Source organism: Providencia rustigianii (assembly GCF_900637755.1).
GTDB classification, from domain to species: Bacteria; Pseudomonadota; Gammaproteobacteria; order Enterobacterales; family Enterobacteriaceae; genus Providencia; species Providencia rustigianii.
Genome location: NZ_LR134396.1, coordinates 82,110 through 98,313, shown reverse-complemented (window position 1 = coordinate 98,313; position 16,204 = coordinate 82,110). Strand labels below are relative to the sequence as shown.

Genomic DNA, 16,204 nt, shown 5'->3' with positions numbered 1-16,204 from the left:
ACAAAATATTATCCATCTCTGGCATTTACGTAGCTTTAAAATAATTACACCCCATGTTAAGAAACGATGGGGTGTAATAAAGACCACAATAACGAGATTAGAATAGTTCTTGGCTTGATCCGCCATCTGTTGAAATCATCGTTCCAACTTCTTGTACCGCACGTTCTTTCGGCTCAGTACCTTCAATAAAGTATTCACTTCGTGACGGCCCACCTGATGACAATTTACCTGTTCGCGTATCGATGGAAACTGAAATAATACCTTTTGGTGGCTTCATGGTTTTAACGGGAACACCGTCAAGAATGACTTTCATAAAATCATCCCAAATCGGCTGCGCGCTCTTAGCCCCTGCTTCACCACCACCCGCAGCCGTTCGGCCTAGAGTACGTTTGTTATCATCAAAGCCAATCCAAGCAGATGCAACCACATCAGGCCCATATCCGGAGAACCACGCATCCTTCGAGCTATTGGTTGTTCCTGTTTTACCGCCAATATCCCGTCGCCCAGCTAAATCTCGTCCAGCTCGCCAACCCGTACCAGACCAACCTGGCTCACCATAAATATTGGTAACCATCGCATCACGAATTAAGAAAGATAACGGAGTGCTAATCACATGAGGCGCATATTTATCCTCTGAACGAACCTGCTCAGCCGCAGCTGGAACGTCCATTGTTGGTTCCTGATTAACGACGCTGCTGTGAGATTGTGTCACTTCTTCCGTTGCATCATCTTCTGAATCCCTGATTGCAATAGTACGCTCCGTATCCCCATAAATAACTGGAATATCGGTACATTCCGGACAGGCCAGTTTTGGTTCCGCCTCAAAAATCACTTCATCATTATGATTTTCAATTTTTAAAATGTAGTAAGGGTCTATTAAATATCCCCCATTAACCATCACCGCGTAGCCACGAACCATCTGCATTGGTGTAAACGACGGAGCACCTAACGCCAACGCTTCTGTGCGGTTAATATTTTCTTTTGGGAAACCAAAACGGGTTAAATAATCTGCGGCGTAATCCACACCCATTGCACGCATAGCCCGCACCATCACCACGTTTTTCGACTGCCCTAAACCTTGGCGTAAACGAATGGGACCATCATACCGTGGCGGTGAATTTTTCGGACGCCAATCTGAACCAGCCCCTGCATCCCAGCGACTAATCGGCACATCATTCAATAATGAGGCTAGCGTTAAGCCTTTATCCATCGCTGCGGTGTACAAGAATGGTTTAATGTTCGAACCCACTTGGCGCAGAGATTGAGTGACGCGATTGAATTCACTCATGTTGAAATCAAAACCGCCCACTAACGCTATCACAGCCCCATCATTTGGATTCAGTGCCACAAATGCGGCATTAACATCCGGAACTTGTGCTAACCACCAGCTATCTTTTACCTGACGAACCCAAATTTGTTCTCCAACCTGCACCACTTTATTCACCGCAGTTGGTGTTCCACCCTGTTGGGTATCAGAGATAAATTTACGTGCCCAGCGAACACCAGCCATAGAGATTTGAATATCTGAACCATCGGCTAACATCACTTTTGCATCACTACTACTTGCTGCAACGACAACTGCTGGGAGCAATGGGCCATACGTAGGTAATTTTTTCAGTTTTTCAACAATCTGCTCTTGTGTCCATGGCGTTTCATTGGCTGCCCATAGCACTTCAGCAGGACCACGATAGCCATGACGAATATCGTAATCAATCAAGTTATTGCGAACCGCTTCAGTTGCAGCCAATTGATCTTTACGCACCACCGTTGTGTAAACTTTATAACCGTCGGTATATGCGTCTTCACCATATTTTTCATACATAGTTTGGCGCGCCATTTCGGCTAAATATGGGGCAGAAAAATCAACCTTCGGTGCATGGTATGACGCTTCAATTTTTTCACTCTTCGCTTGTTCGTACTGATCGCGCGTAATGTATTTCTCTTCCAACATTCGCATCAGTACAACGTTACGTCGGTTAATCGCACGTTCATAAGAATACAGCGGGTTAAACGTCGATGGCGCTTTTGGTAACCCCGCAATCATCGCCATTTCACTTAAGGTCAACTCATTGACTGTTTTACCAAAATACACATAAGCCGCGGCACCCACACCATAAGCTCGGTTACCTAAATAAATTTTATTCAGGTATAGCTCCATAATTTCGTCTTTGGTGAAAAGCTGCTCTATGCGAATGGCAAGGAAAGCTTCTTTTGCTTTACGCATCAATGTCTTTTCAGGACTTAAATAGAAGTTTCTCGCTAATTGCTGGGTGATTGTACTCGCCCCTTGAGAAGCATGCCCCGATGATGCCATAACGGTAACCGCTCGGAAAATACCAATCGGGTCAATACCATGATGGTCATAAAAGCGGCTATCTTCAGTCGCAATAAAGGCATGCACTAACATCGGTGGAATGTCAGTTAGTGGCAATGGAATACGGCGTTTCTCACCATATTGGGCGATCAGTTCATTATCTGCACTGAATACCTGCATTGGGGTTTGCAGACGGATGTCTTTCATTGTTGCGACATCAGGTAACTCGCCCTCGACATATTTATACATGCCATAAATCGAAGCGGTTCCCAAAAAAATGCAACAAACCACAAGAATCAAAAAATATTTTACGAACTTCACCGAAGAATTCCCATACTCAACTGACAGGCGGGTTTAGATATCACAGCCGCATAGTATAAAGCTTATACAGCGCAATAGAAAACGTAATTTAATTGTTAATGATAAGGACATTATGTATGTACTCACCAAAATGGAACATTGGAATTGAACTTTCTCAGCATCACATTCAACTTGTTGCTGCTAAAAAACACCGAAAATACTGGTCATTATGTGAATGCTGGCAGCAAAAATTACCCACTGAGATAAATCATTTAGTCCTTGAGGAACAACGCGTAATTTTACTGAATATTTTAAAGCAATGGCGTCAGAAATTACCGAAAAATTGTTCAGTTTCCATTGCACTACCTTCAATGAGAACATTAAAGCAGCAAGTTAGCCTACCCAATCAAATGAATTTGCAACAACCAGAATTAGGCTGGTATTTACAAACTCAAATCGAAAAACGGTTTCCGATGCAAGCGGAAGACCTTTCGGTGGATTATCGCATCATCAATCAACAAGTCTATTTCAATGCGGCTCGCCAATCCGATATCCTATTTTGGCAACATTTACTCAAGGAGAGTGGCTATTCACTCTCAGCTGTAGATATCGCACCGATTGCACTTCGCTATCTCGCTAAACAAGCCCATCTTCCCGATGAAAGTTGGCTAATCCATTACCGGAGTGGCGAATGGTTATGGTCTGGCCCTATCAGCCAACCTGCAAATTATAACCATATTCAAGATAATCAATTGACCGACATCACCCAAATAATTCCATTATTAACTAATGACCTCGAATATTTAAAATTACCCATCTATTACATTAGTGACCATTCACAACCTGATTCACCTCCGCAATGGGATTTACTGCAAGCTTTTCATCACTATCCCATCAAACTTCCTCGCCAACTAGGGGATTTTGTGATTGCAGCCGGATTAGCACTTCGTCATAAGGATATTTGAAATGTACCAAGTAAATTTTCTTCCGTGGCGCACGCAGAATATCCTTAAGCAGAAGCGACTATTTCTTATATTCGCTTTTATGATGACCGTTCTCTTTGTGAGTTTAGGGGGGTACTGGACTATCTTGCAAACTCTTGGTATAGCACAATCCAAAATTCGTCATGTCCATCATCAAGAACAACAACAAAAATTACAGCAGCTAAAACATCAAGTTAATGAAAAACAGCAGCAATTAGAAAAGCTATTGAATCGCCGAAAAACAATTGATCTAGATGCTCAATACAACCAATCGTTATTAAATTTATTAACCTCGCTCACATCCATAATACCCGAAAAAAGTTGGCTTTCTTCTTTCCAGCTACGGGAGCAACGCTTGGAGCTAAAAGCCCATAGTTATTATTTTCAAGATATTCATCAACTCTCTTCTCAACTTATGGATAACCCTCACATTGACCATGTTCAGCTAATTAAACTTCGACGAATAAAAGCGCTCAACCAATTACATGTTAGTGCCAATTTTGAAGGAGGAACCGATGAATAACAGTTTTCATCGATTCTGGTATTGCCCACTTTGGCAACAGTCTATCCTGATTATTTTATTACTTATTCTAGGTTCTATTGTCAGTTATTACGGCTATTGGCAAGTACAGAACCAACAACAAAATGGCCTTAATGATGCCAATGTACAGCTACACAACGATAATCTTCAATATCACGAGTTTTTCACTCAAAACCCATCATTGCACCAGCTAGAACAACAAATACAAGGGGACATATCATCCACAGATTCGCCATCGGATCCCCACTCTTTTATTGTTTATTTACAACACGCTGTTTCACGTTCAAGGGTGATATTGAATCAACTACAGCCAATTGATATTGAAAACTCACGCTATCAATTAGAAATACAAGGCGAATTTAACAATCTTATCCATTTAATCCAGTCTCTTATTATTCACCCCTCACTAAACCACTGGCGCTTATCTGAAGTTTCATTAACACAAAAAAATAATGCGTTAGTGGCTACGCTGTCAGTATCGTTTTTCAAGGAGGAAAATCATGAGTCACCATAACATTTTTTATATTGGGATTTTCCCTCTATTGTTCTGCATGATGAGCTATGCCGAGAGAGGAAGAGACCCGTTTACAGCGTTACTGCCCGATGAAGGCATACCATTACTTGCAGAACATACGCCCAAAATTATTCCCGTTGAAGAACCATTAAGTGAAAAAATATTTCCGTTAGTTTCGGTGGATGCGCAATTGGTTTACCAGCAGATAATCCAAACTGATATGAAACTATTATCCGAAAAGGGGCAAGCAAGCTTCGATACAACAACCAATAGCCTAATCATCACCGAGAGTAAACCACGGATGGCCTTAATCACCGAATGGCTAAAACAAAAGGATATTCCTCAGCAGCAAGTGCAAATTACCGCCCATATTGTGAGTAGCACCCGTACGGCATTACAGGCCTTGGGATTAGAGTGGGGAATGCTGGGAGAGATGGCAACCAACCCTCACCATAGCCGATATAACCGCTATAACGCCGAACCAGGGAAAGTGGCATTGAACATTTTAAAATTGGGGGATGGGCTATTAGAAATGAAGCTTAGTGCCCTAGAAAAAGAAAATTTATTGTCGATTATTGCTAGCCCGAGGCTGGTTGCCTCTCACCAAAAACCTGCCAGTATTCAGCAAGGTACTGAAATTCCCTATGTCACAAATACAGATAAAAAAAGCCATGTACAATTTAAGGACGCGGTGCTTGGTATGGAAGTCACACCAACGATTTCACGGGATAACAAGGTGGAAATGGTATTGAAAATTAGCCATAACTCTCCCGATACCGCCATCACTACCAGCCAAAATCACCACCTATCCATTAATAAACAAGAGATAGCTACATCCGTCACGGTAAAAAATAATGACACATTAATTCTTGGCGGCATTTTTCAACAAAAACAGGAAAAAACGGAGGCTGGTATTCCATTTCTATCTCAACTACCCTTATTAGGAAATTTATTTACAAATAGCTTTCAACATATTGATCGGCGCGTTTTGATCGTTTTTATTACACCAAAACTTATCAATATTTAGCATAAAAAAATAACATCCATACATTCAATTAGTTGAATGTTTAAAATGCGTAAGTTCGATGAAATTATTATTTTTTATTCTATAAACCTACCGGATAAATTTGACGCTGAGGTCGTTTTAGCATACAAGGTTATCCATTAAGTGTTCTAACTATCGGTAGATTAAAGAACAAGCTGTCAACTGCTTATAAAATAGCAACAATATTTTTGCTTTAGAATTAACAGCTTCCCTCATTTTTTGTGGGTTTTATAGCCTGTTAAAACTCATGCTAATCAATGCATTATGTAATGTAGACAGCTCAAATATAGAAACCAGTAACTGCAAATCTGACACTTTGTTTCCTGAGTGCCAGATTTATGTAGTTGCAATTCAGGTTGATGTATTGAGATAATTTTCATATCTGATCTCACATCATCAATTAATGAGGTTTCAGTTTAGGTCCCGCCGCTAATTCGATTGGCGGGGCGGGTGATCATTAACGAATAATCGTAGTAATACCAAAAAACATGGCAGAGAAACGCAATATCTTTCTGGTTGGACCAATGGGAGCCGGAAAAAGCACTATTGGTCGTCAGTTGGCTCAACAGCTTAATATGGAGTTTTTCGACTCCGATCACGAGATTGAAAAACGCACAGGTGCAGATGTAGGCTGGGTATTCGACCTCGAAGGTGAAGAAGGCTTCCGCGATCGTGAAGAGAAAATCATCAACGAACTTACAGAGAAGCAAGGCATTGTTCTAGCGACTGGTGGCGGCTCTGTTAAATCTAAAGAGACTCGTAATCGCCTATCAGCTCGTGGTGTCGTTGTGTATCTCGAAACCACTATTGAGAAACAACTATCTCGCACACAACGTGATAAAAAACGTCCTCTATTACAAGTGGATGAACCCGTACGCGAAGTTTTAGAAAAACTAGCCGATGAACGCAACCCTATGTATGAAGAGATCGCAGATATTACGATCCATACAGATGAGCAAAGCGCTAAAGTTGTTGCTAACCAAATCATTGAGCTGTTAGAAAAGAACTAATCCTTTTAAATCAGATGTAATGAATTCAAGGTAAAAGCAAGATGGAAAAAGTCACTGTTACTCTGGATGAACGCAGCTATCCAATCAATATTGCGCCTGGATTGTACCAACAACAGGATGCATTTTGGCCACTAACTGCGGGTCAACGAGCAATGATAGTGACGAATGAAACTCTCGCGCCACTCTATTTGAATAAGATCCAACATGTTCTCGAAGCATCAGGAGTGAAAGTCGATTCGATCATCCTTCCTGATGGTGAACAATACAAATCGTTATTCATCATGAATGATGTTTTTACCGCATTACTCGAAAAGCACCATAACCGCGACACAACTCTCATTGCTCTTGGTGGGGGAGTGATCGGTGATTTAACCGGTTTTGCCGCTGCCAGTTATCAGCGTGGGGTACGCTTTATCCAGGTACCAACCACCCTGTTATCTCAAGTAGATTCTTCTGTCGGCGGAAAAACTGCGGTTAACCATCCTCTAGGCAAAAACATGATCGGGGCGTTTTATCAACCCGCTTCTGTCATTGTCGACCTAGACTGCTTAAAAACCCTTCCCAAAAGAGAACTTTCCTCAGGACTCGCCGAAGTTATCAAATACGGCATAATTCTGGATGGTGAATTTTTCAGTTGGTTAGAGAATAATATCGAAGCCTTAATGGCACTCGATAACCAAGCTATGGCCTACTGTATTCGCCGTTGCTGTGAGCTCAAAGCTCAAGTCGTTGCCGCTGATGAGAAAGAGACGAGTGGATTACGTGCGCTACTCAATCTTGGGCACACCTTTGGTCATGCCATTGAAGCTGAAATGGGCTATGGCGTTTGGCTACATGGTGAAGCGGTTGCTGCGGGTATGGTTATGGCAGCTAAAACTGCAGAATTAATGGGTCGCTTTACACCAGAGCAAACCCAACGTGTTATCGCTCTACTAAAACGCGCTGACTTACCCGTCACGGGTCCTGAAAAAATGCAACCAGATGACTATTTACCTCACATGATGCGAGATAAAAAAGTGATGGGCGGGAAATTACATTTAATCCTCCCAACCACGATTGGACACGCCGAAATGCGTTCTGATGTGGATGCACCGACAGTCGTGGCTGCAATCACCTCCTGCATGCCTTAAGGTTTTGCGACTTTACGTAAAAAGCATTATTTATTCCTGATTATTTTCAGGGGTTTTGAAATGTTACTGGCAGATATCAACTAAAGTCGTTAAATTATAGGCTCAGCCTAACACCTATAAACGAATTACTGATTAAGTGGCTAAGATAATAGCAATCTCATTGAAATTGGAATGAATTTGCTAAACAATCTATCCTTTAAAAGTAAGCAGTAACACACTGTTTGGTCGTGAACAGGTCGTAACGATAAGAGACATTTTATCTCTACTACAGGCAAACTCATTTCGGGAGAGGAAAATGGACGAATTTAAACCAGATAATCAGCCTAAAGCACAAAATGATTTAAGGCCTGATACATCAGACAGACCAACAGGACGCTCGCGTCCCGCTGCCACGGCTAAGCCAAAAATCACACTATCACGCCAGCACATCATGATTGGTGTTGGGGTCTTAGTGTTGTTGTTACTGATCATTGCTATCAGTTCCGCGTTAAAAGCACCAACAGAGCATGAGAAATTACAATCAGATAGTGCAAATGAACGTAATATCGATTTATCCGGTTCATCATCACTAACTAACTCTAATAGCCAAACACTAACTCAACCAGGTCAAACTCAAGAGTTAAACGGTCAGCAAATCAATCCAACCCCGACCCAAAGTGAGCCACAAATTCAAACTAATGGTCTCGGTGAACGTATTGAAATTCCTGGCGATGTGGCGGATGCACTCAATCAAGGCCAAACCTTACCACCTGAAGTAACAGCGCCAGCGCAAAATGTGACTCCGTTGACACCATCACAAGTTAAGCCGGTAGAACAGCAACCTGCGGTTAAACCTGTCTCTCCAGAAAAAACTCAACCAAAAGCGACTAAGCCAGTTGAGCAGAAACAACCTGTTCAATCTAAACCAGTGACTAAACCTGCAGCCAGTAACCAAAGCGGTAATTCGGTAGCAGCATCCGGCAGCTATACTCTGCAATTAAGCAGTGCAAGCCGCTCAGATACATTGGAGGCATTCGCTAAAGAGAATAAACTCGCTAACTATCAAGTCTATAAAACCATTCGTAATGGGCAAACTTGGTATGTTCTGATCCACGGAAACTACAGCTCAGTCAATGAAGCTAAAAGCGCAATTGCAAAATTACCTGCGCCAGTTCAAGCTAAAAAACCGTGGGTTCGCAATATGAAACAAGTTAAACAGGATCAAAAATAACAACGTTTTTCCCCGGGCGCATATGTGTTGTCCTGAAAGAGTACCGACAGAGTTACTCTAAACGATTGTAATAATAAGACGGCATGAAAAAGAAACGCGCTTTTTTAAAATGGGCTGGGGGTAAATACCCACTTGTGGAAGAGATTAAGAAGTATCTTCCACAAGGTAATTGCTTAGTAGAACCTTTCGTAGGTGCAGGGTCAGTGTTTTTAAACACTAGCTATGATTCATATGTGCTAGCCGATATTAACAGTGACTTAATCAACCTCTATAACACGGTTAAACATCGACCTGATGCTTTTATTGAAGAAGCACAGCGGCTATTCACACCTGAATATAATACGTCTGAACAGTATTATCTAATGCGGGAAACCTTTAACAAATCTAAAGATCCCGAAAAACGTAGCATCCTATTTCTGTATCTCAACCGCCATTGCTATAACGGGTTATGCCGCTATAACTTACGAGGTGAATTTAACGTCCCTTTTGGGCGCTATAAAAAACCGTATTTTCCACGAGACGAATTACTGTGGTTTGCTGAAAAAGCACAAAATGCGATCTTCGTGACTCAAGGCTACAGCGAGACATTACTCAATGCGCCAGTAGGCTCCGTTGTTTACTGTGATCCGCCTTATGCGCCGCTTTCTGAAACGGCTAATTTTACGGCATATCACACCAATTCATTCAACGCAAAAGAGCAGCAAAACTTAGCATTACTGGCACATAAGTTGTCATCAGAACGCGAAATCACCGTCCTGATTTCAAATCATGAGACCCCACTGACTCGAGAGTGGTATCATCAAGCACAGCTGCATATTGTTAAAGTACGTCGCACTATTAGTCGAAATATATTGAACCGTGCCAAAGTCAATGAGCTCTTGGCTTTATACGCGGGAACATCGAAAACTCTATAGGTACTGTCAGACAACGACGAATAATCGGAGACAATTATGAAAGATTTTCTCATTGCCCCATCTATTTTATCTGCTGACTTTGCTCGTTTAGGCGAAGATACTGCCAAAGTCCTCGCTGCGGGTGCAGATATTGTGCATTTTGATGTAATGGATAACCACTATGTACCGAACTTAACCTTCGGGGCTCCAATCTGTGAAGCACTACGAAAATACGGCATCACCGCACCTATTGATGTGCATTTGATGGTTAAACCCGTAGATCGCATTATTCCTGATTTTGCAAAAGCAGGTGCAACGCATATTAGTTTCCATCCTGAAGCCAGCGAACACGTTGATAGAACATTGCAATTAATCAAAGAAAGTGGCTGTACTGCGGGTCTGGTATTCAACCCTGCAACTCCCCTAAACTACCTCGATTACGTGATGGATAAAGTCGACATGATCTTGCTGATGTCAGTAAATCCTGGTTTTGGCGGTCAATCTTTTATCCCACAAACACTGAACAAATTGCGCCAAGTTCGTAAAATGATTGATGAAAGTGGTTATGATATTCGTTTAGAAGTCGATGGCGGCGTTAAAGTAGACAATATTGCTGAGATTGCAGCAGCAGGTGCAGATACCTTTGTTGCGGGTTCCGCAATCTTTGGTCAACCTGACTACAAAGCGGTTATCGATGCCATGCGTAAAGAATTACAAAAGGTATCTCAATGACACACGCAGTTTTAGAAAGTATTAAGGCAATTGCTTTTGATTTAGATGGCACGCTAGTTGATAGCGCAGGTGGCTTAGCCGACGCTATCGATAAAACCCTAGAAGAGTTGAATCTTCCACCAGCAGGTAAAGAACGTGTCTCCATTTGGGTTGGTAACGGTGCTGATATTTTAGTTAAACGCGCATTGGAATGGGCGGGCGTTACACTAACTCCGGAATTGCATAAAAATGCGCGTGAGAATTTTGATAAGCATTATGCGACGACGGTTAATACCGGCAGTCAGCTATTCCCTGAAGTTAAAGAGACCCTCGATACCTTGGCAAAACATAACCTGCCAATGGCAATTGTTACCAATAAACCAACGCCATTTGTTGCGCCATTATTAGAAAAGCTAGGTATTGATAGCTACTTTTCTTTAGTGCTTGGCGGTGATGATGTGAAAAAAACCAAGCCGCACCCAGCGCCGTTGTATTTAACCATGGGCAAGTTTGGATTACGCAAAGAAGAATTGCTTTTTGTCGGTGATTCCCGTAATGATATTATCGCAGCCCACAGTGCTGGCTGCCCAAGCGTAGGGTTAACCTACGGTTACAACTACGGTGAGTCAATCGCAATTACTGAGCCAGACTATGTGTTAACTCATTTTTCTGAGTTACTCTCCGTTATTGATTTATCGAAATAAAACTCCCCAATAATTCGAGCTGTACTCACTCACAGCTCGAAATCTAAAAGGGTATAAAAATACTAAAAGGACAGACAAAAAAATGAGTACACCCACTGAGAAATCCAAACCAACCCAGAAACCTATTGTATTCAGCGGCGCACAGCCTTCCGGTGAATTAACCATCGGTAACTATATGGGGGCGTTACGTCAGTGGGTTAAGATGCAAGATGATTACGACTGCATTTACTGTATCGTTGACCAACATGCCATCACCGTTCGCCAAGATCCGGTTGAGCTGCGTAAAAGAACCCTCGATACATTAGCGCTCTATTTAGCTTGCGGTATTGATCCTAAGAAAAGTACCATTTTCGTTCAGTCCCATGTACCACAACACGCACAACTGAGCTGGGCATTAAACTGCTATACCTATTTCGGTGAACTTAGCCGTATGACACAGTTTAAAGACAAATCAGCACGCCATTCAGAAAACATCAACGCGGGTCTGTTTGACTACCCAGTCCTGATGGCTGCCGATATTCTGGTTTACCAAACTAACCAAGTTCCTGTTGGGATAGATCAAAAACAGCACCTTGAGCTGAGCCGTGATATTGCACAGCGTTTCAATGCCATCTACGGCGAGATCTTCACTGTACCTGAACCATTCATTCCTAAAGATGGTGGCGCACGCGTGATGGCGCTACAAGAGCCAACCAAGAAGATGTCGAAGTCTGATGACAACCGCAATAACGTTATTGCGCTGTTAGAAGATCCAAAATCCGTTGTGAAGAAAATCAAGCGTGCAATGACTGACTCTGAAGAGCCGCCACGTATTTGCTACGATGTTGAAAACAAAGCGGGGGTTTCTAACCTATTAGATATCCTAGCTGGCGTAACAGGCAAAAGTGTCGCAACACTGGAAGCTGAATTTGAAGGTCAAATGTACGGTCACCTGAAAGGCGCTGTTGCCGAAGCGGTTTCTGAGATGCTGACTAACTTACAAGCTCGCTATCATGAGTTCCGTAACAATGAAGCGCTGCTAAACCAGATCATGGATGAAGGTGCAACCAAGGCCGCAGCGCGCGCTCAAGAAACTTTAGATAAAGTTTACGATGCGATCGGCTTTGTAAAACGTCCACAACTGTAAGTTATCGTCACCGGAAAGCCAATCAATTCATTTGATTGGCTTTTTATTTTTTAGATTAATTTGCTGAATACAGCTTGCCATCTTTCACATAACCTAATTTTGATAGTTCCCCATTTTGATCTCGCTCTTCAAGCGCACCCTCAACAGAGCCATTCACAAAGCTAGCTTTAATGTGTAGATTATTTTTTGGCGTATCGTAATAGGATTTATAATCGCCATTTAAGCGGTCATTACTGTATCCCATCTCTGTATCTAAATTACCATTTTCGAGGTAAGACTTAATCACCCCATCCACCTTGCAATTCTTCACTGGGATATGCATATTCAACTTACCATTCTCGTAGTAAGTGTAAATATTTTTATCTAGGCAGTTATTTTTAACCCACGATTTAAATTGGATATTTCCATTCGGATAACGCTCAACATACTCACCATCAGGAGCGCCTTCGGGGATGTTTAGCTCAGGCATTCTCAAGTTTTCTAACTCTTTAAACTCCTCTAATGGGACACCGTTATCACCCTGAGAGGCAGGCTGAGAAAGGCAACCGGACAACGCTAAGGTCACAGAGAACACAATCGCAATATTGATAATTTTCATCACTATCCTTTTAACTCAAGCCACTTCCTGACTTGAAGATGCACAAAATATATTGAGTGCCCCGATAGTTCATGTTGTCTCTGAGGAAATGAAGCAGAATCTTCTTATTTTGAATGGCAAGAAAGTTAATTGAAGAATCAATACAGTTGAGTATGAACAAAATTCCTTAAGAAAGTGTCCTGATTTAGTTGTGCAGAACAATGAAAAGCGGATTTAACTAGAAGACACTTAAATTAAATTAGGCTAATCTATTTGCCTTAAGTTTGTTTAAAAGGATTTATATTATGTCAGAGAAAGACTCCCCCGAAATAGGTGAATACCAACACGTCTCGTATCACAGACCTCATTGGAGTGAAAATGGGAAATGCAGTTGGGTTGATATTCAACGTCAACATAAATCGCTCAATGCCGAAGCTAAATGCATAGTGCCGCCAACTAAAGCTATACCTGTCATTTTTATCCCAGGGATTATGGGAACGAATTTAAAAAATAATATGGATGACCAACCTATCTGGAGAGCTGATTGGATTAAAGGCGCGGATACATTACCGTTCGTCGGATTAAATGGTAAAAAAAGACGCGAACTATTAAATGTTGATACGACCAAGGTTGATGGTGAAGGTAAGATTAAATCCAGTAATCTCACTGTTTATTCAGATGATGGTAATTTATTTCCGAGTCGGAAAGAACGCCATTGGGGTGAAGCCCTTTATCTCAGTTATGGTGAGTTTTTAGATGTATTTCAAACTACATTGATCGATGATTGGCAACGAGATATAAAGCGAATGACCAATCCAGTATTGGCGAAGCAAATAGATAAAACGATAAATATTAATGGAGTGTTAAGTCAATTACAGGCAGTAAGTAAAAAAAATGATGAAAGTTATGAGTCTGATTTTACGGAAAAAGAACTGAGTCACTTCAAGCATTTTTTATTCCCAGTCCATGTTTTTGGATATAACTGGCTGGTTGATAATGCCATATCAGCGGCTCAACTGGTTGACTATATTAATGAGGTTATAAAAACCTACAAGTATCAACATGGGCATGGTTTGGCAGTAGAAAAAGTCATTATTGTCACGCACTCCATGGGAGGATTGATTGCCCGTTATGCCTCTCAAGTTTTAGGTGCCAAAGAGAAAATTTTAGGTATCGTACACGGAGTTATTCCTGACATTGGTTCGCCTGCGGCATATCGTCGAATGAAAACAGGGGCAGGAAAGGAAGGTACAGCAGGTCTGGTTTTAGGAAAGAATGCAGAGGAACTCATGTCGGTGTTGGCATTTGCACCTGCTCCTTTACAACTATTACCCTCACCAAAATACCCTTCAAATTGGCTCAAGTTTGAAGAAGGAGAAAGTTACCCGAAAGTTGATCCATTCGAAGAGATTTATTTACGAAATGATGTGTGGTGGCGACTTTATGAGCCGGATATTTTGGATAAGGATCAAGTAACCATACGAAAGAATGAAAAATCTTATGCTAAGTTAATGAGAGGTTCTGTTAAAACATTCATGATTAAGATGGAACAAGGAAAATATCATCCGAATACCTATGTTTTTTATGGAAAAAAAGTTAAATCAGATAGTTTTTTAACATGGGTAAAAGAAAATAAAAAATATCAAAATCCATATACAGGGCAATCTTTTATTCCCCAATATACAACACATGACCGTCAGATAGTTCAACTCCCCAATGGGGAATATTGTGAATACTTATTAACACAATCAAATACGGCTGGAGATGGAACTGTTCCCGTTGAATCGTTACATGAAATAAAAAAACACCCTTTACTTAAAGGATGGTTAGCGACAAATGTTGACCATCAAGATGCTTATAAAGTCAGTGGGTTGAATCCTGAGAAGTACAGTGAAGCCATTAAATTCACGTTGCAGTCGATAATTAAAATAGTACAAGAGGTGGATATTCGTGCGGCGGAATAAGACATTATTCGTTGGAATATTAGGTATTGTGCTTATTGTGGGAGGGCTGACTTGGTATTTATTACCTTATCAACTCCCTGAATTGACAGACAAGGAAAACGTGATGATTGATACCTTATTTGAAAAAACAAAACCCCAGTGTATTGGACGTTATGTTATCGATATTCCTGAGTCATTTAATAACAAATTGAATGACCAAATTTACATTGATGATTTTAAAATAGAGAGTAAGTTTATTTACCCCCCTGCATTTAAACAACGAATTCAACTACGAGAAGAAGAGCTTCGAGAAGCGATTAACCGCCCTGAAAATGAGATGAAGAATGCTCCATACCTGAAAGAGGTGATCTTATTACCGGATGGTAAGGGCGTTATTTTTGACAGGAATAAACCCGGAGCTGATGATGCATATCGAATATTGGAGGCGCATGTATATACTAATCTTATTGCATTTATTATTACGACGGAAATTTTAGATTTATCAGCAGATAAGTATGCAAAAGAAAAAAAATCATATATAGATATTTCTGGATTTAGTGAGTTTGAAACGAATACAAAACATTCTCAATTGGCTGCTATGCAATCACTTATTTCTCGGTTAAGTGGGCGGTTAGATCATGAAATCCCTACAGATAAAGGCGTTTGTATCCCGAATGGCTTTATTCTGGATGATACTAACAAGCATCAACAAAAGATCGCTTTTTCCTATAAAAATGATGAGCTTTTATTGTTCTTGGAATCTGATAATCGTTACGTTGGATCTGATGATACATTATTAAATAGAGAAAAAGAGATAAATGAGGCAATGAGCCAACAAGGGATGCGTACAATAAAAAAGGAAATTTATCGATTAATAACATTCCAATACAAGAATGGTTAATGGCAGGAAATCAGGAAGTTTATTCTAAGATGGAGAATAAAAGGATATCCAACTTACCCTATTATGATTTTTGGCTTTTTGCTAATGAAGCAATATCAACTGAAATGATGCCATTACTACATGTAGGTATGAATAATCGAAATAAATTCTCTTCGTACAGCGATGCTCAAATGGTTGAAATTTGGGATCGGATTGTTGGTTCTCTGCGTTATAAACCGAATGCGTTTTAATTCACACTAGAGCGATTTTCCAAATACTGAATGTATAATTAGGCAGCCTTTACCTAACATAAAGGCTGCAAT

The 16,204-nt window shown here is 41.0% G+C and carries 14 protein-coding genes and 1 pseudogene; 13 read left to right on the top strand and 2 right to left on the bottom strand.

Features of this window, described 5'->3' with window-relative positions; all coding sequences use genetic code 11:
- Positions 1 to 97: 97 nt before the first annotated feature.
- Positions 98 to 2,635 (bottom strand): peptidoglycan glycosyltransferase/peptidoglycan DD-transpeptidase MrcA, encoded by a 2,538-nt coding sequence (gene mrcA / locus EL244_RS00455; RefSeq protein WP_126457949.1) that lies wholly within the window; start codon positions 2,633 to 2,635, stop codon positions 98 to 100.
- Positions 2,636 to 2,751: 116 nt separating this feature from the next.
- On the opposite strand from mrcA, the gene pilM reads away from it, so the two are divergent.
- The 11 genes from pilM to trpS all read left to right on the top strand — a co-directional run bounded on the left by pilM (position 2,752) and on the right by trpS (position 12,481).
- Complete coding sequence (gene pilM, locus EL244_RS00450) at positions 2,752 to 3,579, top strand: pilus assembly protein PilM (protein WP_126457946.1); 828 nt, start codon at positions 2,752 to 2,754, stop codon at positions 3,577 to 3,579.
- Between the two features lies 1 nt (position 3,580).
- Positions 3,581 to 4,120, top strand: coding sequence for a PilN domain-containing protein (locus tag EL244_RS00445; RefSeq protein ID WP_126457943.1), 540 nt, complete (start codon positions 3,581 to 3,583; stop codon positions 4,118 to 4,120).
- Entirely contained in the window at positions 4,113 to 4,652 is a 540-nt protein-coding gene (locus tag EL244_RS00440; RefSeq protein ID WP_126457940.1) for a hypothetical protein, read from the top strand. The genes EL244_RS00445 and EL244_RS00440 overlap by 8 nt, the downstream gene beginning before the upstream one ends.
- Complete coding sequence (locus EL244_RS00435) at positions 4,639 to 5,679, top strand: transporter (protein ID WP_126457937.1); 1,041 nt, start codon at positions 4,639 to 4,641, stop codon at positions 5,677 to 5,679. Before EL244_RS00440 ends, EL244_RS00435 begins: the two co-directional genes overlap by 14 nt.
- 506 nt (positions 5,680 to 6,185) lie before the next feature.
- Positions 6,186 to 6,707 (top strand): shikimate kinase AroK, encoded by a 522-nt coding sequence (gene aroK, locus EL244_RS00430; RefSeq protein WP_006813997.1) that lies wholly within the window; start codon positions 6,186 to 6,188, stop codon positions 6,705 to 6,707.
- A 41-nt stretch (positions 6,708 to 6,748) separates the two neighbouring features.
- Positions 6,749 to 7,837: a 3-dehydroquinate synthase gene (gene aroB / locus EL244_RS00425; protein WP_112835823.1), complete on the top strand. Its 1,089-nt coding sequence runs from the start codon at positions 6,749 to 6,751 to the stop codon at positions 7,835 to 7,837.
- A gap of 295 nt (positions 7,838 to 8,132) precedes the next feature.
- Positions 8,133 to 9,047: an SPOR domain-containing protein gene (locus EL244_RS00420; RefSeq protein WP_115163798.1), complete on the top strand. Its 915-nt coding sequence runs from the start codon at positions 8,133 to 8,135 to the stop codon at positions 9,045 to 9,047.
- An 83-nt stretch (positions 9,048 to 9,130) separates the two neighbouring features.
- Positions 9,131 to 9,961: an adenine-specific DNA-methyltransferase gene (gene dam / locus EL244_RS00415; protein ID WP_126457934.1), complete on the top strand. Its 831-nt coding sequence runs from the start codon at positions 9,131 to 9,133 to the stop codon at positions 9,959 to 9,961.
- Positions 9,962 to 9,997: 36 nt separating this feature from the next.
- A complete protein-coding gene (gene rpe, locus EL244_RS00410; protein WP_126457931.1) occupies positions 9,998 to 10,672 on the top strand; it encodes a ribulose-phosphate 3-epimerase in 675 nt (224 codons plus the stop codon).
- Entirely contained in the window at positions 10,669 to 11,355 is a 687-nt protein-coding gene (locus tag EL244_RS00405; RefSeq protein ID WP_006814002.1) for a phosphoglycolate phosphatase, read from the top strand. The genes rpe and EL244_RS00405 overlap by 4 nt, the downstream gene beginning before the upstream one ends.
- Positions 11,356 to 11,437: 82 nt before the next feature.
- Positions 11,438 to 12,481, top strand: coding sequence for a tryptophan--tRNA ligase (gene trpS, locus EL244_RS00400; protein WP_126457928.1), 1,044 nt, complete (start codon positions 11,438 to 11,440; stop codon positions 12,479 to 12,481).
- Between the two features lie 55 nt (positions 12,482 to 12,536).
- Here trpS and EL244_RS00395 read toward each other — a convergent pair whose 3' ends face one another.
- A complete protein-coding gene (locus EL244_RS00395; RefSeq protein WP_006814004.1) occupies positions 12,537 to 13,079 on the bottom strand; it encodes a toxin-antitoxin system YwqK family antitoxin in 543 nt (180 codons plus the stop codon).
- Between the two features lie 284 nt (positions 13,080 to 13,363).
- Between EL244_RS00395 and EL244_RS00390 the strand changes: the two genes are divergently transcribed.
- Positions 13,364 to 15,022, top strand: a complete 1,659-nt coding sequence (locus tag EL244_RS00390) for an esterase/lipase family protein (RefSeq protein WP_126457925.1) — start codon at positions 13,364 to 13,366, stop codon at positions 15,020 to 15,022.
- A gap of 103 nt (positions 15,023 to 15,125) precedes the next feature.
- A pseudogene (locus EL244_RS00385) lies at positions 15,126 to 16,132 on the top strand (T6SS immunity protein Tli4 family protein).
- The last annotated feature ends 72 nt before the right edge of the window (positions 16,133 to 16,204 follow it).